The organism is Pseudomonas sp. LS.1a (genome assembly GCF_022533585.1).
Classification (GTDB): Bacteria; Pseudomonadota; Gammaproteobacteria; order Pseudomonadales; family Pseudomonadaceae; genus Aquipseudomonas.
This window is the reverse complement of sequence record NZ_CP092827.1, coordinates 2993451-3014693: the sequence shown is the minus strand read 5'-3', so window position 1 is coordinate 3014693 and position 21243 is coordinate 2993451. Positions and strand designations below refer to the sequence as shown.

The window sequence follows — 21243 nt, the reverse complement described above, 5'->3', positions numbered from 1 at the left end:
GCCATCCACCAGAACAACAAAGAGATCCTGACCATGGCACTGACCCGCGAACAGATGGCGCAACGCGTCGCCCGTGAACTGAAGGACGGCTACTACGTCAACCTGGGCATCGGCATTCCGACCCTGGTGGCCAACTACGTACCCGCCGACATGGATGTGATGCTGCAATCGGAAAACGGCCTGCTCGGCATGGGCGAATTCCCCACCGAAGGCACCATCGATGCCGACATGATCAACGCCGGCAAGCAGACCGTCACCGCCCGCCGCGGTGCCTCGATCTTCGATTCGGCACAGTCGTTCGCCATGATCCGTGGCGGCCACGTCGACCTGACCGTGCTCGGCGCTTTCGAAGTGGATGTGCAGGGCAACATCGCCTCGTGGATGATCCCGGGCAAGCTGGTGAAGGGGATGGGCGGCGCCATGGACCTGGTGGCCGGCGCCGAGAACATCATCGTCACCATGACCCATGCCTCCAAGGACGGCGAGTCCAAGCTGCTGCCGCAGTGCAGCCTGCCGCTGACCGGCGCCGGCTGCATCCGCAAGGTGCTGACCGACCTGGCCTACCTGGAAATCGAAGACGGCGCCTTCATCCTGCGCGAGACCGCGCCGGGGGTGAGCGTTGAAGAAATCATCGAGAAGACCGCCGGCAAGCTGATCGTGCCGGATGATGTGAAGGAAATGACCTTCTAACGCATCATGCGATCCTACCCTGTGGGCGCGGGCGTGCCCGCGAATGCTGCGGTGAATTTACCGACGTATGCGCGGGCACGCCCGCGCCCACAGGGTTTTTGCGTTGTCTGGCAGTACTGCTTCACCTCATAAAACCAATAAAAGGAATTGAACCGTGGCCGCTGAAATCCAAGACAGCCGCTCCGCCCGCTTTGCCTTGCGCTGCTCCAACTGGGCCGAACGCTGGTTCCCTGACTCCTGGGTATTCGCAGCCCTGGCGGTGATGCTGGTGGGCATCGGCGCCCTGGCCATGGGCGCCAAGCCGACCGACACCGCCAAGGCCTTTGGCGATGGCTTCTGGAGCCTGATCCCGTTCACCATGCAGATGGCCTTCGTAGTCATCGGCGGCTATGTGGTGGCCAGCTCGCCTCCCGCCGCGCGGCTGATCGACCGCCTGGCACGCATCCCTGGCAATGGCCGTTCGGCGGTGTGCTGGGTGGCGCTGATCTCGATGCTGGCGTCGCTGCTCAACTGGGGCCTGTCGCTGGTGTTCGGTGGCCTGCTGGTGCGCGCCCTGGCCCGGCGCACCGAACTGAAGATGGACTACCGCGCCGCCGGTGCCGCCGCCTATCTGGGCCTGGGCGCCGTGTGGGCACTGGGCCTGTCTTCGTCGGCGGCGCAACTGCAGGCCAACCCGGCCAGCCTGCCACCGTCGATCCTGTCGATTACCGGCGTGATCCCGTTCACCGAAACCATCTTCCTCTGGCAGTCCGGTGTGATGTTGGCGGCGTTGGTGGTGGTCTCGCTGGTCATCGCCTACGCCACGGCCCCGGGCCCGAACAGCGCGCGTAGCGCCCAGGACTGCGGGGTCGACCCCAGCTTCACCGCGCCACCGGCACCCCAGCGCACCCGCCCGGGCGAGTGGCTGGAACACAGCCCGATCCTGATCCTGATGCTGGTGGCCCTGGCCGCTGGCTGGCTGTACCAGGAGTTCGCCACCAAACCGGCGATTACCGCCATTTCCGGGCTGAACACCTACAACCTGTTGTTCATCATGCTCGGCGCCTTGCTGCACTGGCGCCCGCGCAGCTTCCTCGATGCGGTGGCGCGCGCGGTTCCGACTACCACGGGGGTGCTTATCCAGTTCCCGCTGTATGGTTCGATCGCTGCCATCCTCACCCAGGTGAAGGGCGTCGACGAGCAGACCCTGGCCCACCACATTTCGCTGTTCTTCACCCAGATCGCCACCCATGACACCTATGCCGTGCTGATGGGCGTGTATTCGGCGGTGCTGGGCTTCTTCATCCCTTCGGGTGGTGGCAAGTGGATCATCGAGGCGCCCTACGTGATGCTGGTGGCCAACGACCTGCAGTATCACCTGGGCTGGGCGGTGCAGATCTACAACGCCGCCGAAGCCTTGCCGAACCTGATCAACCCGTTCTACATGCTGCCGCTGCTGGGTGTACTGGGGCTCAAGGCTCGCGACCTGATCGGCTTCTCGTTCGTGCAGTTGCTGGTGCACGTGCCTCTGGTGCTGGTGTTGCTGTGGGCATTGGGTACGACGTTGCAGTACATCCCACCGGTGATGCCGTAAAGTCGGGGGCCGCTGCGCGGCCCATCGCCGGCAAGCCAGCATTTCCTTGGCAGTCCACGTATGATGGCCAGGCTGCTTAAGACTGGAACCCGCGTCGCATGTCTATCCGATTGAAACTGCTGCGAAAGAAACTGGGGATGACCCTGGAACTGCTGGCCGACAAGACCGGCATGACCAAAAGCTACCTGTCCAAGGTCGAACGCGGCCTGAACACCCCCTCGATCGCCACCGCGCTGAAGCTGGCGCGGGCACTGAATGTCAATGTCGAAGAGCTGTTCGCCGAAGAGCAGGCCGGCCAGAGCCGCTACAGCCTGGTGCGCCATGGCGAGCGCCAGGCCCTGGTGGGGGACGGAGCAGGGCCAGGGTACGCGGCCCTCACCAGCCAGGTCGGCCAGCGCAGCCTGCTGCCGTTCCTGATCCAGCCGCCGTCGGAGTTCAGCGACCCCACGTTCAAGGAACACCTGGGCGAAGAGTTCCTGTTCGTCCATGCCGGGCAGGTGGAAGTGGACTTCATGAACGAGCGGGTGCTGCTGGAGCAAGGCGATGCTCTGCATTTCAATGCCCAGATTCCACACCGGCTAAGATCGGTAGGACCGCTGCCGGCGCAGTTGTTGGTCGTGGTACACCACGCAGACGAGTAAATGATGGGGGCGCCCGTGTGCCCCCACGTTTTTCTCGCCGATGAAACGCTGGCGCCACTGTCGGCAGAGCTCCCATGCCAATCTGTCCGTCGTTATTTTGACGATATCGTCCATTGCTGATTGAATTTTATTATAGTGTCGAATCATTGACGCAATGTCATTGTGCCCATAAGCTCAATTCAACAGCGAAACAACTCCCGAACACCGCGCCAACAAATGGTTGATTTTCCTCTTTAAAGGAGGGGCGTATGCGCACGGCCCTGATTATCAAGTCGATGTCTTTGCTGGTGCTGTTAAGTGGTGCGGCGCGCGCGGCGGATGCGTATATCAATCAGAACAGTATCATTCCTGTTTCAACTGCAGGGTGGTTCTTTGCATTTGCTGTCGTTGGCTTCGTGGCAGTCGCCAACAGTGGAAGGATCTGAGTCCGCCAGCCTGAGTGTTACCCTGATGCAGCGGCCCGGGGCTTGGCTTGTCAATTTCCCAACCGTTGCTATATTGCCAGTAGCCCGTGTAGGTCCACGGTTGCAGGCAGCACAGCCAGGCTGCACAGCGTCAAGGTAAGGCCTCCAGGAAAATCGAGGCCATCGCGGCGGGCATATGCCGCGAAGCGGAGCGAGAGTTGGTGTGCTGTTCTCATTCAGTGCTCTTTGTCGGGCCTTTTGGCCGGAGGGACCCTCATGGTGCGTTCAATGTTTGCTGCATTCTGCATGCTGATGGTGTGGTCCGGTGCCGGTAACGCCGACCCGAACAGTACCGCCTACCTGCTCAGCCCCGGCGATGTGGTGATGGTTTCGGTGTGGCAGGAAGAGAGCCTGCGCCAGGAAGCCACCGTACTTCCCGACGGCAGTATCACTTTTCCCCTGGCCGGGCGCATCGATGTTGCCGGGCTGGATGTAACGGCAGTTGAAAAACAAGTGGCTGCCAAACTCGAAAAATACCTCCCCGACCCGAACGTCAGCGTTGTTGTCAAAAGCATCGCCGGCAACCTGGTCTATGTACAAGGCAAAGTGATCAAGCCCGGGGCGGTACAAATGGCGGGCCCTACCGCAGTGCTGCAGGCCCTGAGCATGTCGGGTGGCCTGGACAAGTTTGCCGATGAAAGCGAAATCAAAGTGGTCCGCGGTACCGGCGCTTCCCAAAAAATCCTGCCCGTGCGATACAGAGACCTGGTGTCTGGCCGGGATATGTCCACCAACATCCAACTTCAGGCTGGCGATACGCTGGTCGTTCCTTGATCTTGCCTTTAATAAGAACACTTAATGCCTCTTCTTAGAACAACTAGCATTACAGCGGCAATCTTGATGTTGCCGTTTACGGACACGGTCCTGGCAGCAAATTGGCAATCTACGGTGGTGGTACCGACATCCGTCGAATACGACAGCAACCCCTTGCTGCTGTCGTCGGGTGAAAAGGGCATAACGCGCACGATCATCGCGCCGGATTACACCCTGATCGGTACCTTCGACCGTGACGAATTGAGGTTGGGGCTGGGCATGCATGTATTGCGCTCGTCCGACACGGCGGTGGTCGACAATCGTGAGGACCCCGATGTAAGCCTGGGCTGGCAGCGTCAGACCGAGCGCGGGCGTTTTGGCCTGCTGGCGCGCTACAACGAAAGTTCGACGCTGTCGGGAACGGTGCTGGATACTGGCGTGGTCACCACCGATGGCACGCAAAAGCTGTATACGCTGACCGGCAACTGGAGCCAGGCGGTTACCGAACGCAGCACCTTGAGCAACGAAACCACGTACAACCGTGCCCGTTATGACATCAGTACGCTGACGGGTTACGACGAACTGGGCAACGTGTTCACCTGGACCTACGCCTGGAGCGAGCGGGCTGATGTGTATAGCCGCTTTGGCGCCCGGCGCTATGAGCCCGAGCAGGACCAGACGGCGACGGCCTCGAACAGCTACAGCCCGGCGATCGGGGTCAAGTATCAGTTCTCCGAACGCCTAAGCGCCGATGCGCATGTGGGCGTCACCGAGGTTTCCGGCGACGAGGGTGGACAACGCGGGGAGGGTGGGGTTGCGCTGCTGTACACCGGTGCGCGCGCCGACGCCAGCTTCACCGCCGAACGCAGCACGGTGGCCAGCGCCGAAGGCGGCTTCGCCGAACTGGACCAGGTGCGCGGTGTGTGGAGTTACGCCGTCAGCGAGCTGACCCGGGTGGGCGCGGACGCTGCCTGGCAGGACAGCAAAGGGCAGACCCCCAACACCCTGCAGACTTACAGCGTGTGGGCCAGCCGCCAGTTTTCGCCATATTGGGACCTGCGCCTGTCGTTGATGTACAAGGAGCGGCAGCAGGATCACGAAGCCGATGCGAACGCTACGATCGTGGGTTTGACGTTGACGTACAGGTACCCCGACATCTGAACTTCAGGCAGGTGGCCCCATGAAGTCTGACTACGAGCTCTCCCTCAGAGATTACATCGCCATAATCAAGGACCGAGGCCTGATATTGGGGGTGAGCATCGTAGTCATCCTGGCCGCGACCGTTGCTGTCGCAGTGATGGTGCCGCCGATCTACCAGTCGACCGGCACCATCCTGGTGGAGTCGCAGCAGATTTCGCCCGAGCTGGTGTCGACCAACAACACCAGCTTTGCCGATGAGCGTATCGAGGTCATTCGCCAGCGGGTGATGACCCGCGAGAACCTGCTGCGCATCATCGGCAAGTACAACCTGTTCCCCGACAAGCGCTTCAGCGAAAGCGACAAGATCGACCACATGCGCAGTGCCGTCGTGGTCGAGACCCTCACCACCTATGTGCGCGGGCGCGGTGAAGCGACCGTGGCGTTCAATGTGTCCTTCGAGCACAAGCAGCCGGAAGTGGCCAAGGAAGTCGCCGACGAACTGGTGACGCTGTTCCTCAACGAGAACCTCAAGCAGCGTACCGAGCGGGCCAATGAAACCACCGAGTTCCTCACCCAGGAGGCGAACAAGCTGGGGGCCGAGCTGGCCAGCCTGGAAAACCAGCTGGCGGATTTCAAGCAGGCGCACGCCAATGCCTTGCCCGAGCACCAGACCCTGCGCATGAACATGCTGTCGCGGTCGGAGCTGGAGTTCCGCGAGGTCGACCGTGATTACAAGGCCGCCCAGGAAGAACTGCGTTACCTGGAACTGGAACTGTCCGCGGCCAATGCCGGGCTGGCCACCAAGACCGGCGAAGGCCCCAGGGCGGCCAGTGCCGAACAGCCCCAGGACCTGCCCAGCCTGAAGGCCGAGTATGCCCAGTTGCTGAGCCGCTACAAGGAAGCCCACCCCGATGTGGTGGCGGTCAAGCGCAGGATCCAGGCGCTCGAAGCCAGTGGCAATCGCACGGCGGCGGCGTCCACGGTCGGCCTCGATGTCGCCCGCGTGCGTGCCAAGATGAGCGCGGCACAGGAACGCATTGCTTCACTGGCCGAGCAGAAGCGCGAGTTGACCCGCAAGATGGAAGGCTATGAGGCCGAGATCCTCGAGGCGCCGCAGGTCGAGCGTGGCCTGGTGACCTTGATGCGTGACCACGACAACGCGCGCAAGAAGTACGAGGAAATCCGCGCCAAGGAAATGGGCGCGAAGATTACCGAAAGCCTGGAGCAGGAGAACAAGGCCGAGCGCTTTGTACTGCTGGAACCACCGCTGATGCCCGAGAAACCGATCAAACCCAACCGCAAGAAAATCGCCGCGCTGGGTCTGGTGCTGGCACCGGCAGGTGGCGGTGCGCTGGTGATGTTGCTGGAAATGTTCAACCAGCGTATTCGCGGCGTCGGAGCCCTGGAAAACCTGCTGGGCAGGCGGGTGCTGGTGGCGCTGCCATACATCGATACCAAGGCCGATGTGGCCAGGCGCAGGCGTTGGCGCAACTGGCTGATCCTGGCAGCGCTGGCGCTGGCGGCTATCATGGTAGTGCTGGTGCACGTGTTCTACATGCCACTGGATGTGCTGTTGTTCAAAGTCATGTCTCGGTTTGCATAGGGAAGCAGTGATGGACAGGACCAAGCCGGCTGTTGGCAATAATCTTCACCCGGTTACTCCGGGTACCCCTCAGGCCTTGTCACCTGCCCCTGGTACGGCGCTGACGGAAGTGCCTGGCCAGTTCGATTATGTGAACACCAAGGTGGTGCCGCTGCGCGCGGAGCACCTGGAACGTCACCGCATCGTCGCCTACAACAAGAACTCGCACATGAACGGGCCGATCGACCTGCTGCGCACGCAAGTGCTCAGGACCATGGAGGAGAATGGCTGGCGAACTTTGGCCATCACCTCGCCAACCCCGGAAGCGGGCAAGACGGTGCTGGCGGTCAACCTGGCCATGAGCATCGCCCACCACACCACCAAGACCGCGTTGCTGGTGGACTTCGACCTGCGTCGGCCCAAGGTCGGCAGCACCCTGGGCCTGCCCATGGATCAGGCGCTGAACGAGTTCCTGACGGACAAGGCCGAGCTGCAGGACTGCCTGGTCAACCCGACCTTGCCTCGGTTTGTGGTGTTGCCGACGCGCGTACCGGTGCCGTTGTCTACCGAAATGCTGTCGTCGCCCAAAGTGAGCAACCTGATCAGCGAACTGCGCAACCGCTACGAGTCGCGCATCTGCATTTTCGATTTGCCGCCGCTGCTCAGCTCTGACGATGCGATCACCGTGATACCCAAGTTCGACTGTGTGCTGCTGGTGGTGGCCAACGGTATGAACAACAGGAAGGAAATCGAGGATTGCCTGCATCACCTGGCCAGGGTGAACCTGGTCGGGACGGTATTGAACAAGGCCGACGAGCAGCCACGGACCTATTACTGAAGCTTCAGATCCCGGGGCTGCTTTGCAGCCCTTTCGAGACACAAAGGTACAGCGCATTCCTTCAGCTGGCGGGGATCCTGTAGGAGCGGGCATGCCCGCGAAGCAGGCGACGCGGTGGATGGCACCGGCTGCGCCGGTGTTCGCGGGCGCGCCCGCTCCCACAGGTATGGCGCATTCCTTCAGCTGGCGGGGTCCCTGTGGGAGCGGGTTCACCCGCGAACACCGGCGAAGCCGGTGCCATGCACCGGCTGCGCCTGCTTCGCGGGTGAACCCGCTCCCACAGGTATGGCGCACTCCTTCGGCTGGCGGGGATCCTGTGGGAGCGGGCATGCCCGCGAAGCAGGCGACGCGGTGGATGGCACCGGCTGCGCCGGTGTTCGCGGGTGAACCCGCTCCCACAGGTATGGCGCATTGCTTCGGCTGGTGGGGATCCTGTGGGAGCGGGCATGCCCGCGAAGCAGGCGACGCGGTGGATGGCACCGGCTGCGCCGGTGTTCGCGGGCGCACTGAACTGGCCTAATGATCCCGGACACCTCTTAAGGGCGATATGATTCGCCCAATCAGGAGGTTCCATGCAAGAACGAAAGACCTACACCCGCGAGTTCAAGCAACGTGCTGCCAGCATGGTTCTTGATGACCACTGCTCGATTCCCGACGTCTGCGCATCAATGGACGTCGGCCCTACAGCCCTGCGCCGCTGGGTTGATCAGGTACGTAAAGAGCGACAGAAGGGCCAGCCAGTAGCCGGTACCAAACCGATCAGCGACGAACAGCGAGAGCTCCAGCAGCTGCGAGCCAAGATCAAGCGCCTGGAGACCGAGGCTGAAATCTTAAAAAAGGCTACGGCTCTCTTGATGTCGGATCCCGATCGTTTTTCCTGATTGAGGAACTGAGAGAGTCAGGCTCGTATCCGACCAGCCTCCTTTGCAGTGCGCTGAACGTATCCCGTAGCGCGTTTTATGACTGGCTTCGCCGTCGTTCAGCGCCGAATACCAAGCGTGACGAACTCAGAGAGAAAGTAGTTCAGCTGCACGTCGAAAGCAGGGGAAGCGCGGGCGCGAGAATGATCTCTGAGTACCTGAAGGCCCAGCAGCTCAAGGTGGGGCGGTATCTGGCCGGAAAACTCATGGAGGAGGCAAATCTGGAAAGCAAGCAACGCCGTCCGCATCGGAATCGCTCCAAAGGCGTTGAAGCGTTTGTGGCCAAGAACCTGCTCGAGCGTAACTTTGAGCCAACCGCAATTAACCAGGTCTGGTGCGGTGACGTGACCAGTTTGATGGTCGGGAAGCGCTGGTATCACCTGGCAGTAGTGATTGACTTGTTCGCGCGTCGGATCGTTGGGTGGGCATTTTCCCTGATCAACGACGCCAACTTGGTTAGCAAGGCGCTTAGGATGGCAGTAGGGGTTAGGGGCAAGCATGCAGGCTTGATGTTTCACTCGGATCAAGGCTGCCAATACACCAGCCAGCGCTTCCAATCCGAGCTGCTTGAGCATGGGATAACGCAAAGCATGAGTCGCAGGGGACAATGCTGGGACAACGCACCAACAGAGCGCTTCTTTGGGACGCTCAAGTCAGAATGGGTGCCGCCCAAGGGCTACAAGGAAATTGAAGAAGCCAAGCAGGACATGACCAGCTACTTCATGCGATACAACCGAATCAGGCTCCACAGCTACAACGACTACCTGTCACCAATAGCTATGGAGCAGCAGGCGGCTTGATCACCGTAACCGGTGTCCGGAAATACTTGACCAGAACACACCCGCTCCCACAGGTATGGCGCATTCCTTCGGCTGGTGGGATCCTGTGGGAGCGGGCATGCCCGCGAAGCAGGCGACGCGGTGGATGGCACCGGCTGCGCCGGTGTTCGCGGGCGCGCCCGCTCCCACAGGTATGGCGCACTCCTTCGGCTGGCGGGGATCCTGTGGGAGCGGGCATGCCCGCGAAGCAGGCGACGCGGTGGATGGCACCGGCTGCGCCGGTGTTCGCGGGTGAACCCGCTCCCACAGGTATGGCGCACTCCTTCGGCTGGCGGGGATCCTGTGGGAGCGGGCATGCCCGCGAAGCAGGCGACGCGGTGGATGGCACCGGCTGCGCCGGTGTTCGCGGGCGCGCCCGCTCCCACAGGTATGGCGCATTCCTTCGGCTGGTGGGATCCTGTGGGAGCGGGCATGCCCGCGAAGCAGGCGACGCAGTGGATGGCACCGGCTGCGCCGGTGTTCGCGGGTGAACCCGCTCCCACAGGTATGGCGCATTCCTTCAGCTGGTGGGGGCCCTGTGGGAGCGGGCATGCCCGCGAAGCAGGCGACGCGGTGGATGGCACCGGCTACGCCGGTGTTCGCGGGCGCGCCCGCTCCCACAGGTATGGCGCATTCCTTCGGCTGGCGGGGATCCTGTGGGAGCGGGTTCACCCGCAAAGCAGGCGACGCGGTGGATGGCACCGGCTGCGCCGGTGTTCGCGGGCGCGCCCGCTCCCACAGGTATGGCGCATTCCTTCGGCTGGCGGGGTCTCTGTGGGAGCGGGTTCACCCGCGAAGCAGGCGACGCGGTGGATGGTACCGGCTGCGCCGGTGTTCGCGGGCGCGCCCGCTCCCACAGGTATGGCGCATTCCTTCGGCTGGCGGGGATCCTGTGGGAGCGGGTTCACCCGCGAAGCAGGCGACGCGGTGGATGGCACCGGCTGCGCCGGTGTTCGCGGGCGCGCCCGCTCCCACAGGTATGGCGCACTCTTTCGGCTGGCGGGGATCCTGTGGGAGCGGGCATGCCCGCGAAGCAGGCGACGCGGTGGATGGCACCGGCTGCGCCGGTGTTCGCGGGTGAACCCGCTCCCACAGGTATGGCGCACTCCTTCGGCTGGCGGGGATCCTGTGGGAGCGGGCATGCCCGCGAAGCAGGCGACGCGGTGGATGGCACCGGCTGCGCCGGTGGTCGCGAGTGAACCCGCTCCCACAGGGAGGCGCAGCGCCTTCCGAACCTCAGGTCTGGCGCGCAGTCCAGGGATACTGCAACTCCCACTGCCACGCATGCCGCACAATTTGCTCCAGCGAGGCAAACTCCGGCCGCCAGCCCAGCACCTGCAGCGCCTTGCTCGCATCCGCCACCAGCCGTGGCGGGTCACCAGCTCGGCGTGGCGCGTCAAGGGCTTTGATCTGCCGACCGGTCACCGCCCGGGCCGTATCGATCACCTGCTGCACCGAAAAGCCCAGGCCATTGCCCAGGTTGAACGCAGTGCGCTCGCCACCCGCCAGTAGATATTCCACCGCCAACGCATGCGCCGTCGCCAGATCGGCCACATGCACGTAGTCACGGATACAGGTGCCATCCGGCGTATCGTAATCCCGACCAAAAACCGTCACCGCCTCACGCCGGCCCGAAGCAGCCTGCAGGATCAGCGGGATCAGGTGGGTTTCCGGGTCATGGCACTCGCCCAACTGGCCTTCCGGGTCAGCACCCGCGGCATTGAAGTAACGCAGGCATACCGACTTCAAGCCGTAGGCCCGGTCGAAGTCCTCGAGAATCTGTTCGACCATCCATTTGCTCAGCCCATACGGGTTGATCGGCCCCTTGGCATGCGCTTCGTCGATCGGCACATACTGCGGGTTGCCGTAAACCGCAGCACTGGAAGAAAACACCAGGTACCTGATACCGGCATTCACCATGGCCTGCAGGAGGGCAAGGGTGGCCGCGACATTGTTCTGGTAGTACTTGCCGGGCACGCTGACCGACTCGCCCACCTGGATGAACGAGGCAAAGTGGAACACGGCATCGAAACGGCAAACGCCAAACAGCACATCCAGGGCGGGTTCGTCGGCGATGTCCAGTTTCGCCCACTGGATGCCGGGGCCGGGCGAGACCAGGTCCGCCACCACTACCTCATGGCCTGCACCGAGCAGGTGCTTGACCATGTGCGAGCCAATGTAGCCTGCGCCACCGACAACCAGAAACTTCATCCATGCCTCCTGGACTCTGCTGTTGTACAGCCGCGCTTTTCAGCTACAGGTCTGTTGTGAGGGTAGATGGCCATATACCCTATTTCAAGAACAGCCAGTTGGACATGTACTTGCCGTCGAACGTGATGCTGTAGCGCCCATCCTGGTAAGCCATCGGCAACGGTTTCAACTGTGCCTGTGCATCCCGGGCGAACAGCTTCAGGCCAGCAGGCGCCTTGATGCTCAGGGTGCCGGCAAGCGGCTCGACGTTGAACGGTGTCTTGTCATCGGCCTTGGGCACGGCACGGGTGCCCAGCGACACCAGCAGCTCGCGCGACTGGCCCAGGGGGTTGCCGTCCAGGCTTTGCACGACGACGCTGGCGTACGGCGTTTGTGCTTGCACCTGAATGGCGCCGAGGCTGATCGAGCGACCTCCCAGCCAGCCGGTCGCGGCCTGGGTCAGCGGTGTGTCGATGGTGTAGATGCCCTGTTGCCAGTTGCGCTTGAGTTCACCCGTGTCACTGACTGCCTCCGTGGCGTCGGCTGGCAGCAGGGACTGCCCCGGGTCGTGCAGCACCTGCGCACCGGCGGGGATGGCGGCGGGTTTCAGCCAGGGCAACTCCGGCGTCTGTGGCAGGGCGATCTGCAGTTGGCCCTTTTCCATGGCCGTGCGCAGCAGCGGCGAGTTGCGTGGGGTGACCTCCTGGTTGTACAGGGTGGCGGGCGTCGGCGCGAACACGTAGCGGGTAGTGGCAGGCTTCACATCCGCACGGCGATAGAGCAGGGCGGCAGCGGGCAGGGTGGCGATCATCGCCGGGTCGTTGTACGCGTGCCAGTTATCCGCCGTACGCCAGCCTGGGTTGAAGGCCTGCTGGCTGTAGGCGTACTGCAGCATGGCGTCCCAACCCTGGTGAGCGGCGGTGCCGGCCACGTACAGCGGCAGCGAGTGGCGGTCGGGTAGCGGGAAGGGCTCGGCGTTCCACTCGGTGACAGTCAGCGGCTTGCCGACCACCTGGGCCGCGGCGATCCAGTCGATCATGCCGTCGCTGCTCAACGGGTTCTTCTCCAGTTGGCCATTGGCGCCGTAGCTATGGGCGTCGATGATATCGCCTGCGGTCAGTGCCGGCAGCGCGCTCAGGCCATTGCCGCCCCAGGTACTGGTGGTGGCGATCGGCACTTTCACACCGAGGCCGCGCAGGTGGGCGATCATGTCGGCGTTGAAGCGTTGTTCCAGGTCGTTGAGGAACAGCTTTGAAGGGCCATGCTCCCAGGCGCGCCAGGTGAGATCGGTGGGCAGGTCATAGCGTTTGGCGAAGGCTTTGGCCGCCTCCATGTAGCGCCCGCTGTGACGCGGTACGTCCTTGTTCGGCATCAGGGCGTTACCATAATGCTGGGTGAGGTCGTTCTCATTGGTGAGCAGCACGGCAGCGATGGCCGGGTCGTCCTTGTAAGCCAGGCCGGTGTATTCGTTCACATGGGTCAGGTACTGCTCGGCAAAGCGTTTCATCGCGTTCTGGATACTGTTGTTCACATAGGCGTAACCCTTCAGGTCAACGCGTTCCTCTCCCTTGGCCAGTTCCTTGAAGTCATCGATGTGGTCATTGGCGGTAAGCGCACGCTGCACATGCATGTCCAGCCAGATATAGACGCCTTCGTCCTTGAGTGCCTTGATCCACAGGTCGAGCTTGCGCAGCGATTCGGCACTGAGTTGCTGGGTATCGCGCACCAGCGAGCCGTCGCCAAACACGTTCGGGCTGACCCATGGCGAGTCGTGGTGGTGCAGGCGCACCAGGTTGAAACCCAGTGCCGACAGGCGCTTGGCCTGTTGGCGGATTTCTTCGTCGGGGCTCTTGAACAACGAATAGGCGGACAGGTTGGTGCCCCAGAAGCGCACCGGGGTGTTGTCCTCGAACATCAGCTGTTCGCCGACGGCCTTGACGAAGCCGCGCTTGCCGGCAGGCTTTTCCGCGGCATTGAGGAACGACAGGTCCACTGGCGAGGTGCGCCAGTCCAGTTGGTCGTCGGGCCAACCGACGGGGTCGACCAGGCCGAAGCGTTCGCTGGGCGTGGGCCCCAGGTCGATGTCGCCGGTGATGTTGAGCACCGCCTTGATCTGCTGCCGGCCAGCGCTGATCGGGTCGCTGTAGATGAACGCACGCAGTTCGGACGGGTTGCCGCGCTCGAAATACACCTTGGCCAGTGGCGGGTCGAAGCGCATTTCGATGCGCCGGCCCTGTTCAGCCTTGCCCCACGACCAGCCACGGTTGCCGGGCAGCAGCTGCGGGGCGCCCATGTCCCCGGCAATTTGCGCCGGGTCGAACTGGAACACCATGCCGCCCCCCATCACCCCGGCCTGGCGGCTATGGGCGTCGAGGTCGAAGGCCCAGCTCAGGGTTTGCGCCTGTGCCTTGCGGATATCCGCCGCCAGGTCGAAGTCCAGCTCTTTGTTCTTGCCTTGCAGCGTGTAGTGGTAGGGGCCATTGACCTTGAACGCGGTGGCGAAGCCCGTCCAGCTCCAGTTGGCCGCCCAGAAGTCGAACTTGGCTTTCATCACCGGCCCACCACCGTGGGTCACCATGGGCAGGCCATTCTGTTCGTCGACGCTGACTTGCCACGCCGATGCCCAGCTGGTGAGCGGCAGCAAGGCCAGGCCAGCAATGGCCGATACTCGCAGCAGGGTTGGAAAACCTGGGCAGCGCAGGGTGAGCACGTTCATGGGCATTACCTGGGTTGAAGGCCGGGGTCGGCCAGCGCGATGGCCTGGCTGTTCTGCAGTCTGCGGACCATCTGGACGTAGGCCACGCCCAGCCCGGCGACAGACCAGTACACCACCGGGATGAAGGTGATGCTGCTGACGGTGAAGATGATCACCAGGATGCCGATCAGTGTCGCCAGCAATACCCGGCCGAGCTGGCGTCGCTCGTCGTCCTTGTCGGGGAAACTGCGCATGGCCTTGCGGATGCCGTGCAGTACGGTGGCGAAGAACGCCACGAACAGGCCAAGCCCGACTAGCCCGATCCGCAGTGCCAGGTTGATATAGGTGTTGACGATGTCGATGATGCCTTCACCCTGGATCATCGATTGCATTTCCGGGGTGTTGCGGAAGTCGAACGAGCCGAACAGCGGGTTGCGCTGGATGACGATCCACGAGTTGTCCATCAGCCGTTCGCGGTAGGTGATGTTCTCCTTTTCGAGGCTGCCAATGAACGGCAACAGGTCCAGAACCTTGTCGCCACCGGGAACGATGGTCAGCAGGGGCAGGGCCAGCATGCCGGCCGCGGCCAGCAGCGCAAGGCGCCTGACCGCACCTTTGCCCAGGGCGATGAACACCACCACGATGACCACGGCGCCGATCCACGGGCCACGGGACAGTGGCGCGAACAACCCGGCGGCCAGCAGCAGGGCGCCCAGCACCCGCTGCAGGGTGCTGCGCACATAACCCTGGACGAACAGGAACAGGCCGATGGCGACGCTCATCACATAGCCCAGGGCAATCGCCTGCCCGGTGGTGACGCTGGCACGCAGCGAGCCGCCACGGCTGAGGTAGCCGGACATGCTCCACGGCACGCCCATGGCGTCGACCAGGGCACTGTACAGCAGCCAGTGGCGCACGTACTCGGCCACGCCGATCAGGGCCAGGACGAAGGAGGCAAGCACGAAGGCCAGCAGTGTGTCCTTGAAGTCGCTGATCTGGCGCAGGCCACGGCTGGCCACGTAATACGGCAGGAACACGTCGACATACAGGTACAGCGTCTGGCGCAGGGTGTCGGTCAGGGTGGTTTCGCGCAGGTACAGCACGCTCATCAGTAGCAGGCCGGCCGCCAGCAGTCTGTCGGGCCAGGTGCGGCCGAAACGCAGGGTGTCGCCTTGCCGGCGCAGAGCCAGTGCCGCCGGCAACAGCACGCACAGGGTCAGCAGGCGGATATGGTTGAGGTCGACCAGGTAATTGACCACGCCAAACCCGGGCACTTGCACCGAAGCTGGCGGGATCAGGAACAGCAGCATGTAGAACAGCGCCATGGGGTTGTGCTCGCGGCGCCCGGCGATAAACAGGATGACGGCGCCCGCACCCAGGTAAAGCCAGAAACTGTGCGAGACGAAGGCCAGCAAGGTCAGCAGGAACCACAGGTTGCGCCGGCGCTTGAAGTCGCTCAGCGGAATCAGGTCGGTGGCAGGCCGCCGCGCCAGCAGGAAGACCACGCTTGCCAGAAACAGGATGACGATCAACGCACGAAAATGTTCAGGCATTGGCTATGTACACCTTTGCGTCGGTGGGCAACGGCTAGCATCGTGGCTGATTGAAACTATAGTGACCTTTTAGCCAATCAGTCAGAGATTGACGTCATGCCGTCGATTGATGTGTCTGCCACCGCGAGCCTGCGCAAGCGGGCCCTCAGGGCCGGGTCGTGGAACCTGGTTGCACAGGTGGCGTCACAGGTGATGCGCCTTGGCGGCAACCTGGTCATGGCCCGCTTGCTGCTACCGGAAATGTTCGGGGTGATGGTCATCGCCACCACCGTTTCGGTACTCCTGCATTTGCTGTCCGATGTCGGCCTGCGCCAGAACATCATCCAGAGCCATCGCGGTGACGATCCGCATTTTCTCAATACCGCATGGACCGTGCAGATCATCCGCGGCTTCGTGCTGTTTGCCCTGACCTTGCTGCTAGCCCTGGGGGCCTGGCTTGCCCAGCTGGCCGAGCTGTGGCCGGCGGGCTCCACCTATGCCGAACCGGTGTTACCGATGGTACTGGCGGCGACCGGGCTGTCGGCGGTGATCTGGGGGTTCCAGTCCACCAAGATAGATGTGGCGGTACGAACTTTCCAACAGAAGCGTGTGGTGCTGGTCGACCTGGCCTCGCAGCTGGTCGGCCTGGTGGTGATGCTGGTGTTGGGCTACCTGACGCACTCGGTCTGGGCGCTGGTGATCGCCGGTCTGGTGTCGGCCCTGGCCTGGACCCTGCTGGGCCACACTGCCCTCAAGGGGCACAGCAACCGCCTGCAGTGGGACCGCAGCGCGCTGAACGAACTGATCGTGTTTGGCCGCTGGATTCTGCTGTCGTCGATGGTCGGCGTGCTGGCCATGTACGGTGACCGCATGTGGTTTGGCGCCAGCATGACGGCGGCACAACTGGGGGTGTATTCGATTGCCGTGCTGATCCTCGGTGCCGTGCAGACCGCGCTGATGAAAATTTTCGGGGCCGTGGCGCTACCCGCCTTCAGCGAAGCGGCCCGGGCCGACGACAAGGAACGCCTGAAGGCGCTGTATCACCGCTTCCGTCTGCTGGTCGACCTGCTGGTGCTGTTCATCTGTGGCGGCTTCCTGACCGCCAGCCCGCTGCTGATCAGCTGGATGTACGACGACCGCTACCGTGAAGCCGGCCCGATGCTGGCGATTCTTTCGCTGTCGTTCCTCACATTGCGCTATACCTTGGCTCATCAGGTGTGGATTGCCCTGGGCCTGACCAAGTACCAGGCCATGGACAACATCATCCGCCTGGTCTCGCTGTGGGGGCTGCTACCGCTGTTGCTGGCGATTGGCGGTGTGGACTGGGCGATCTGGGGGGTTGCCCTGCATGCCGTGCCAACTCTGGTGCTGATCGTGTATGTGAATTGCAAACTGGATATCTTCAGCCTCAAACGTGAGCTGGTGGTGCTGCCGATGCTACTGGTCGGGGCGCTTTGCGGGGCGCTGCTGACAGCCTTTTTCAACTGGCTGTAATGCGGCTTGCTGGGTGAAATTTTCAAAGATACAGGTAACAGGATCATGGGGAAGCTTACTTTTTGTACTGCGCAGTTGGGTCGTAGAGGCTTTCTCCAGAGTTGTGTCTTGCTGGGCGTTGGTGGTGCGGTGTTCGGCGCTAAGGCAGCCGTTGCCAGTCAACCTGCCGACAAGTCCGGGTTCGTAGTGATCAACGGCTGGGTATTGCCGTCCCGTTACTTCCGGAACGAACCCGCATGATCAAGGACTATCAGCAGCAGAAGGTACTGCGCGACAGCTACGATGTCTGCATCATTGGCGCCGGCCCGGCGGGTATCACCCTGGGCTTGCGCCTGGCCGCCGCCGGCTGGAGCGTACTGCTTGCCGAAGGCGGCGGGCGTGAGTACTCGGCGAACTCGCAAGCCTTGTACGCCTGTGCGTCCACCGGCCTGGAGCTGTATGCCAAGGAGGCTCGCCTACGTTACCTGGGCGGAACATCCAACCATTGGGCAGGCCGTTGCCGCCCGTTCAGCCCCTCGGACTTCTCCATACCCCCCCTTGGCGACTTGCCTGGCTGGCCCATCCCCTATTCGGAAATCGCGGGCTACCTGCCAGCAGCCATGGACATCGTCGACCTGCCGCCCGGGTCGGATTTTCAGGCGTTGAATACTGGCCTGGACGGCGGTGACTTCGAGCCAGACCGCTTTCTGCTCAGCCCGCCAACGCGCTTTGCGCAAAAATACGCCACGGCCCTTGAGCAGACCCAAGGCCTGGATGTATTCATCAACTGCAATTGCGTGAACCTGGAGTTTGACCAGGCCTCCGGCCACCTGGCTGCAGTCGTACTGTCCGATTACGAGTGCAATCGCCAGCGCCTGGTTGCGAGAAACTTCGTGCTGGCCACCGGTGCCATCGAGAATGCCCGGCAACTGCTCAACAGTGAGTCGTTGGTGGCGGCCGGGGTCGTGAGCAAGGATGGGCTGGTTGGCGGCTGCTTCATGGAGCATCTGAACATTGACCTTGGCACCTTCATCCTCAAGTCGGGGCTGGCCCCTGAGCCGCGCGAGTACTACACCACCGATGCCTTCGTTGACGAATACAAGGCAGGTAAAGGCAATGTCCGGGCCGCCTTGCTGGCCGATGTGCAAACCTATGGTCGTACTGCCGAGGTCAAGCATTTTCTGGAGAGCCTGGCCTGTGACATGGGGGTTGCCAGCAAGATCGCCTTCGTGGCCAGGTTCAGTTGCCCCGGTGACGGCGTGATCAGCACCATGATCGAGCAGTTCCCCAACCTGCACAGCCGCGTTTCGCTGCTGGATGAGAAGGACGCACTGGGCGTGGCCAAGGTCAATGTCAATTGGGCACTGACCGCAGATGACCGCCACACCATCAAGTGCATTGGCAGCGAACTGGCCAAGCAGTGGGCTGACATGAACCTGGGCTTCGTCAAGCTCAACGACTTCGTTTATGACACCTCGATACCGCTGAAGTTGTCGCCGCATGCCCACCACATGGGAACCACGCGCATGGCATCGTCGGCGCAATTCGGTGTTGTCGACAGCAACTGCAAGGTGTTCGGCACCGAGAACCTTTACGTCGCCGGCAGCAGCATCTTTGCCACGGGTGGCGCTTCCAACCCGACCATGCCGCTGCTGCAGTTTGCGGTACGCCTGGCCGACCACCTCGATGCCAGGATGAGTTCGGCCAGGGACGCCGTGGCGTGATGCAGGTTGTACATGGGTTGAGTGCGCTGCGGTCAGCACCCACAAGAACGAGACCGGATGCGCCTCAGGAACAGTCCAGATTGCTTTGATTGCGAGGCGGGCAGCATGAAAGGATGGATACGCAAGGCAGTGACGCACTATGTCCACGCAACGGGGCGAGGAAGCTCGTTTTACAGGAAGTTCTGCAAGCCTTCCGGGCTTGAGTGGGGGGCCTATCTGACGCGCTGGGGCAACTTTCACTCGGTAGGCAGCAACTTCTATGTCAATACAGGCTGCAAGTTCCTCGACCCCTCGCTGGTTCGCATCGGCAACAGTGTGGGCCTGTCCGACTGCACGCTGATCGGTCACGACGGGGTGGTATTGCTGATCGAGCATCGCTTCGGCAAGCACCTGGACTCGGTCGGTTTCATCGACATCAAGGACAATTGCTTCATCGGCCATGGTGCGATCGTCATGCCCCGCGTGACCATCGGCCCTGAGTCGATCGTGGCCGCCGGTTCCGTGGTGACCAAGGACGTGCCGCCGGGCACGGTGTTTGGTGGCAACCCGGCAGAGTTCATCTGCACCACCGAGGCGTTGATCAAACGGGTCGAGGCACGTTGTGAGGCCTACCCGTGGATCGACCTGATCAAGCAGCGCAATGGCGCCTATGACCCGCAGCTGGAGCCGCTGCTGATGGCGCAAAGGCGCCAGTACTTCTTCGGGGATGGCAACCATGGCTAGCAAACCTGTGGACGTCATGGTGGTCAACTTCAACACGGCCGGGCTGCTGCGGCCGATGTTCGACGCGCTGCGCCGGGCCGACAGCGAACGGCTGGCCAGCTACCTGGTGGTGGACAACGCCTCGGTCGATGACTCGCTGCAGCGCATGGCCGAGGTGTGCCCGCAAGCGCTGCTGCTGAGCAACAAGCAGAACGTGGGGTTCGGCCGGGCCAATAACCAGTTGCTGGCGCACCTGAAGGGCAAGTACGCCTTGCTGCTGAATACCGATGCCTTTGTCGCCCCAGACTCCCTGCAGAAAACCCTCGACTACATGGACACCCACCCTGAATGCGGGGTGCTGGGGGTGCGCCTGGAGGGCCGCGACGGCGACCTGCAGCCCAGCTGCCGCTACTTTCCCACACCGCTCAACGTGTTCGTCGGGCGTACCGGGCTGGGGCGCTTCTTCCCGGGCTTGAAGATGGTCGACGAAATGAACTGGGACCACGCCTCGGTCCGTGAATGCGACTGGCTGCCTGGCTGCTTCTACCTGGTGCGCCGCGAAGTGCTGGACCAGGTGGGCCTGTTCGACCCGCGCTACTTTCTTTATTACGAGGAAGTCGACCACTGCAAGCGGGTGAAGGCGGCGGGCTGGAAAGTGGTGTTCTACCCGCACACCACGGTGGTGCACATCGGTGGGGAAAGTTCCAGGTCGGTAGCCGAGCTGGAGGCGGCCAGCCGGCAGATCTCGTCATACCAGATCGAAAGCGAGCTGCTGTACTTCCGCAAGCATCACGGGCTGGCGGGGCTTGCCCTGCACATGCTGCTGGTCACCCTGGGCGACCTGGTGCTGGCACTCAAGGCGCTGTTGAAACGACGCGGGCGGGGCGCAATACAGGCCTGCTGGCGTCACTGTCGGGCGACCTGGTCACTGTTGTTCAAGACCCGGTACGCCAGCCAACCGACAAGGTAGGTGGAGCCATGTTCGAGAATGTACGTGCCGACCTGCGTGCCCATGGTGGCGACTGGGGCGCCCAGGGCTTCTGGGTGTTGTTGGTGTACCGTTTCGGCCGCTGGCGCTATGGCGTGCGCCCGGCACTGCTGCGCAAGCTGTTTTCGCTCATCTACAAGATCCTTTACAAGTTCGTGCAGATCATCACGGGTGTGGAGCTGCCGTGCGAAGCGGTGATCGGCCGCAACTTCGTCATCGACCATTTTGGCGGCATCGTCATCAGCGGCTATGCCCGGTTCGGCGATGACTGCCGCATCCGCAATGGCGTGGTGGTGGGCCTGAAGAACGTCAGCGAACCGGTTGCACCGGTGTTCGGCAACAACGTCGATATCGGCACCGGGGCCAAGGTGCTGGGTAGCATCCGCATCGGCAACAACGTGATCATCGGTGCCAATGCCGTGGTGCTGGTGGATGTGCCGGACAACTCGCTGGCGGTGGGGGTGCCGGCGATCATCAAGGCCAGGCAACCGGCCGCCACGGTGCCCGTCGAGTGAGGCCC

18 protein-coding genes are annotated in these 21243 nt (G+C 62.6%); 15 read left to right on the top strand and 3 right to left on the bottom strand.

Translation table 11 applies throughout. The features are described from left to right. Positions 1-33 precede the first annotated feature (33 nt). From MKK04_RS13945 to MKK04_RS13900, 10 genes are all read left to right on the top strand, one after another. Positions 34-690 (top strand): CoA transferase subunit B, encoded by a 657-nt coding sequence (locus MKK04_RS13945; protein WP_025339254.1) that lies wholly within the window; start codon positions 34-36, stop codon positions 688-690. Positions 691-844: 154 nt separating this feature from the next. Further along, entirely contained in the window at positions 845-2263 is a 1419-nt protein-coding gene (locus tag MKK04_RS13940; protein ID WP_207832701.1) for a short-chain fatty acid transporter, read from the top strand. Between the two features lie 98 nt (positions 2264-2361). Then, positions 2362-2904, top strand: a complete 543-nt coding sequence (locus MKK04_RS13935; protein ID WP_207832703.1) for a helix-turn-helix domain-containing protein — start codon at positions 2362-2364, stop codon at positions 2902-2904. Between the two features lie 248 nt (positions 2905-3152). Beyond that, the gene (gene eppA / locus MKK04_RS13930; protein ID WP_170931089.1) at positions 3153-3329 is read left to right on the top strand and encodes an EPS-associated small membrane protein EppA; all 177 of its coding nucleotides are present in this window, start codon (positions 3153-3155) and stop codon (positions 3327-3329) included. A gap of 255 nt (positions 3330-3584) precedes the next feature. Continuing rightward, positions 3585-4142, top strand: a complete 558-nt coding sequence (locus MKK04_RS13925; RefSeq protein WP_233694958.1) for a polysaccharide biosynthesis/export family protein — start codon at positions 3585-3587, stop codon at positions 4140-4142. Positions 4143-4166: 24 nt separating this feature from the next. Then, the gene (locus tag MKK04_RS13920; RefSeq protein WP_207832706.1) at positions 4167-5282 is read left to right on the top strand and encodes a hypothetical protein; all 1116 of its coding nucleotides are present in this window, start codon (positions 4167-4169) and stop codon (positions 5280-5282) included. A gap of 19 nt (positions 5283-5301) precedes the next feature. Continuing rightward, the gene (locus MKK04_RS13915) at positions 5302-6864 is read left to right on the top strand and encodes a GumC family protein (protein WP_207832708.1); all 1563 of its coding nucleotides are present in this window, start codon (positions 5302-5304) and stop codon (positions 6862-6864) included. A 10-nt stretch (positions 6865-6874) separates the two neighbouring features. After that, positions 6875-7681: a CpsD/CapB family tyrosine-protein kinase gene (locus tag MKK04_RS13910; RefSeq protein ID WP_207832710.1), complete on the top strand. Its 807-nt coding sequence runs from the start codon at positions 6875-6877 to the stop codon at positions 7679-7681. Positions 7682-8253: 572 nt separating this feature from the next. Then, a complete protein-coding gene (locus MKK04_RS13905) occupies positions 8254-8562 on the top strand; it encodes a transposase (RefSeq protein WP_241105579.1) in 309 nt (102 codons plus the stop codon). Beyond that, the gene (locus MKK04_RS13900) at positions 8559-9401 is read left to right on the top strand and encodes an IS3 family transposase (protein WP_336247164.1); all 843 of its coding nucleotides are present in this window, start codon (positions 8559-8561) and stop codon (positions 9399-9401) included. The genes MKK04_RS13905 and MKK04_RS13900 overlap by 4 nt, the downstream gene beginning before the upstream one ends. Before the next feature lie 1254 nt (positions 9402-10655). On the opposite strand, the gene galE is transcribed toward MKK04_RS13900, so the two are convergent. From galE to MKK04_RS13885, 3 genes are all read right to left on the bottom strand, one after another. Beyond that, positions 10656-11630, bottom strand: coding sequence for a UDP-glucose 4-epimerase GalE (gene galE / locus MKK04_RS13895; RefSeq protein ID WP_233694943.1), 975 nt, complete (start codon positions 11628-11630; stop codon positions 10656-10658). 79 nt (positions 11631-11709) lie between these two features. Next, positions 11710-14325: a cellulase family glycosylhydrolase gene (locus MKK04_RS13890; RefSeq protein WP_241105578.1), complete on the bottom strand. Its 2616-nt coding sequence runs from the start codon at positions 14323-14325 to the stop codon at positions 11710-11712. A gap of 5 nt (positions 14326-14330) precedes the next feature. Next, positions 14331-15857, bottom strand: a complete 1527-nt coding sequence (locus MKK04_RS13885) for an O-antigen ligase family protein (RefSeq protein WP_207831830.1) — start codon at positions 15855-15857, stop codon at positions 14331-14333. Positions 15858-15953: 96 nt separating this feature from the next. On the opposite strand from MKK04_RS13885, the gene MKK04_RS13880 reads away from it, so the two are divergent. The 5 genes from MKK04_RS13880 to MKK04_RS13860 all read left to right on the top strand — a co-directional run bounded on the left by MKK04_RS13880 (position 15954) and on the right by MKK04_RS13860 (position 21238). Further along, positions 15954-17330: an oligosaccharide flippase family protein gene (locus MKK04_RS13880; RefSeq protein ID WP_207831832.1), complete on the top strand. Its 1377-nt coding sequence runs from the start codon at positions 15954-15956 to the stop codon at positions 17328-17330. 236 nt (positions 17331-17566) lie between these two features. Beyond that, the gene (locus MKK04_RS13875; protein ID WP_207831834.1) at positions 17567-19033 is read left to right on the top strand and encodes an FAD-dependent oxidoreductase; all 1467 of its coding nucleotides are present in this window, start codon (positions 17567-17569) and stop codon (positions 19031-19033) included. 105 nt (positions 19034-19138) lie between these two features. Continuing rightward, entirely contained in the window at positions 19139-19756 is a 618-nt protein-coding gene (locus MKK04_RS13870) for an acyltransferase (RefSeq protein ID WP_207831836.1), read from the top strand. After that, entirely contained in the window at positions 19749-20705 is a 957-nt protein-coding gene (locus MKK04_RS13865; RefSeq protein ID WP_207831838.1) for a glycosyltransferase family 2 protein, read from the top strand. Before MKK04_RS13870 ends, MKK04_RS13865 begins: the two co-directional genes overlap by 8 nt. An 8-nt stretch (positions 20706-20713) precedes the next feature. Further along, complete coding sequence (locus tag MKK04_RS13860) at positions 20714-21238, top strand: serine O-acetyltransferase (protein ID WP_207831840.1); 525 nt, start codon at positions 20714-20716, stop codon at positions 21236-21238. Positions 21239-21243: the final 5 nt, after the last annotated feature.

Bases quoted from the DNA above. Each gene is read 5' to 3' on its own strand.
- MKK04_RS13885 (WP_207831830.1), bottom strand. From the start codon at position 15,857: ATGCCTGAACATTTTCGTGCGTTGATCGTCATCCTGTTTCTGGCAAGC.
- eppA (WP_170931089.1), top strand. From the start codon at position 3,153: ATGCGCACGGCCCTGATTATCAAGTCGATGTCTTTGCTGGTGCTGTTA.
- MKK04_RS13920 (WP_207832706.1), top strand. From the start codon at position 4,167: ATGCCTCTTCTTAGAACAACTAGCATTACAGCGGCAATCTTGATGTTG.
- galE (WP_233694943.1), bottom strand. From the start codon at position 11,630: ATGAAGTTTCTGGTTGTCGGTGGCGCAGGCTACATTGGCTCGCACATG.
- MKK04_RS13915 (WP_207832708.1), top strand. From the start codon at position 5,302: ATGAAGTCTGACTACGAGCTCTCCCTCAGAGATTACATCGCCATAATC.
- MKK04_RS13935 (WP_207832703.1), top strand. From the start codon at position 2,362: ATGTCTATCCGATTGAAACTGCTGCGAAAGAAACTGGGGATGACCCTG.
- MKK04_RS13945 (WP_025339254.1), top strand. From the start codon at position 34: ATGGCACTGACCCGCGAACAGATGGCGCAACGCGTCGCCCGTGAACTG.
- MKK04_RS13880 (WP_207831832.1), top strand. From the start codon at position 15,954: ATGCCGTCGATTGATGTGTCTGCCACCGCGAGCCTGCGCAAGCGGGCC.
- MKK04_RS13910 (WP_207832710.1), top strand. From the start codon at position 6,875: ATGGACAGGACCAAGCCGGCTGTTGGCAATAATCTTCACCCGGTTACT.
- MKK04_RS13865 (WP_207831838.1), top strand. From the start codon at position 19,749: ATGGCTAGCAAACCTGTGGACGTCATGGTGGTCAACTTCAACACGGCC.
- MKK04_RS13875 (WP_207831834.1), top strand. From the start codon at position 17,567: ATGATCAAGGACTATCAGCAGCAGAAGGTACTGCGCGACAGCTACGAT.
- MKK04_RS13905 (WP_241105579.1), top strand. From the start codon at position 8,254: ATGCAAGAACGAAAGACCTACACCCGCGAGTTCAAGCAACGTGCTGCC.
- MKK04_RS13870 (WP_207831836.1), top strand. From the start codon at position 19,139: ATGAAAGGATGGATACGCAAGGCAGTGACGCACTATGTCCACGCAACG.
- MKK04_RS13890 (WP_241105578.1), bottom strand. From the start codon at position 14,325: ATGAACGTGCTCACCCTGCGCTGCCCAGGTTTTCCAACCCTGCTGCGA.
- MKK04_RS13860 (WP_207831840.1), top strand. From the start codon at position 20,714: ATGTTCGAGAATGTACGTGCCGACCTGCGTGCCCATGGTGGCGACTGG.
- MKK04_RS13925 (WP_233694958.1), top strand. From the start codon at position 3,585: ATGGTGCGTTCAATGTTTGCTGCATTCTGCATGCTGATGGTGTGGTCC.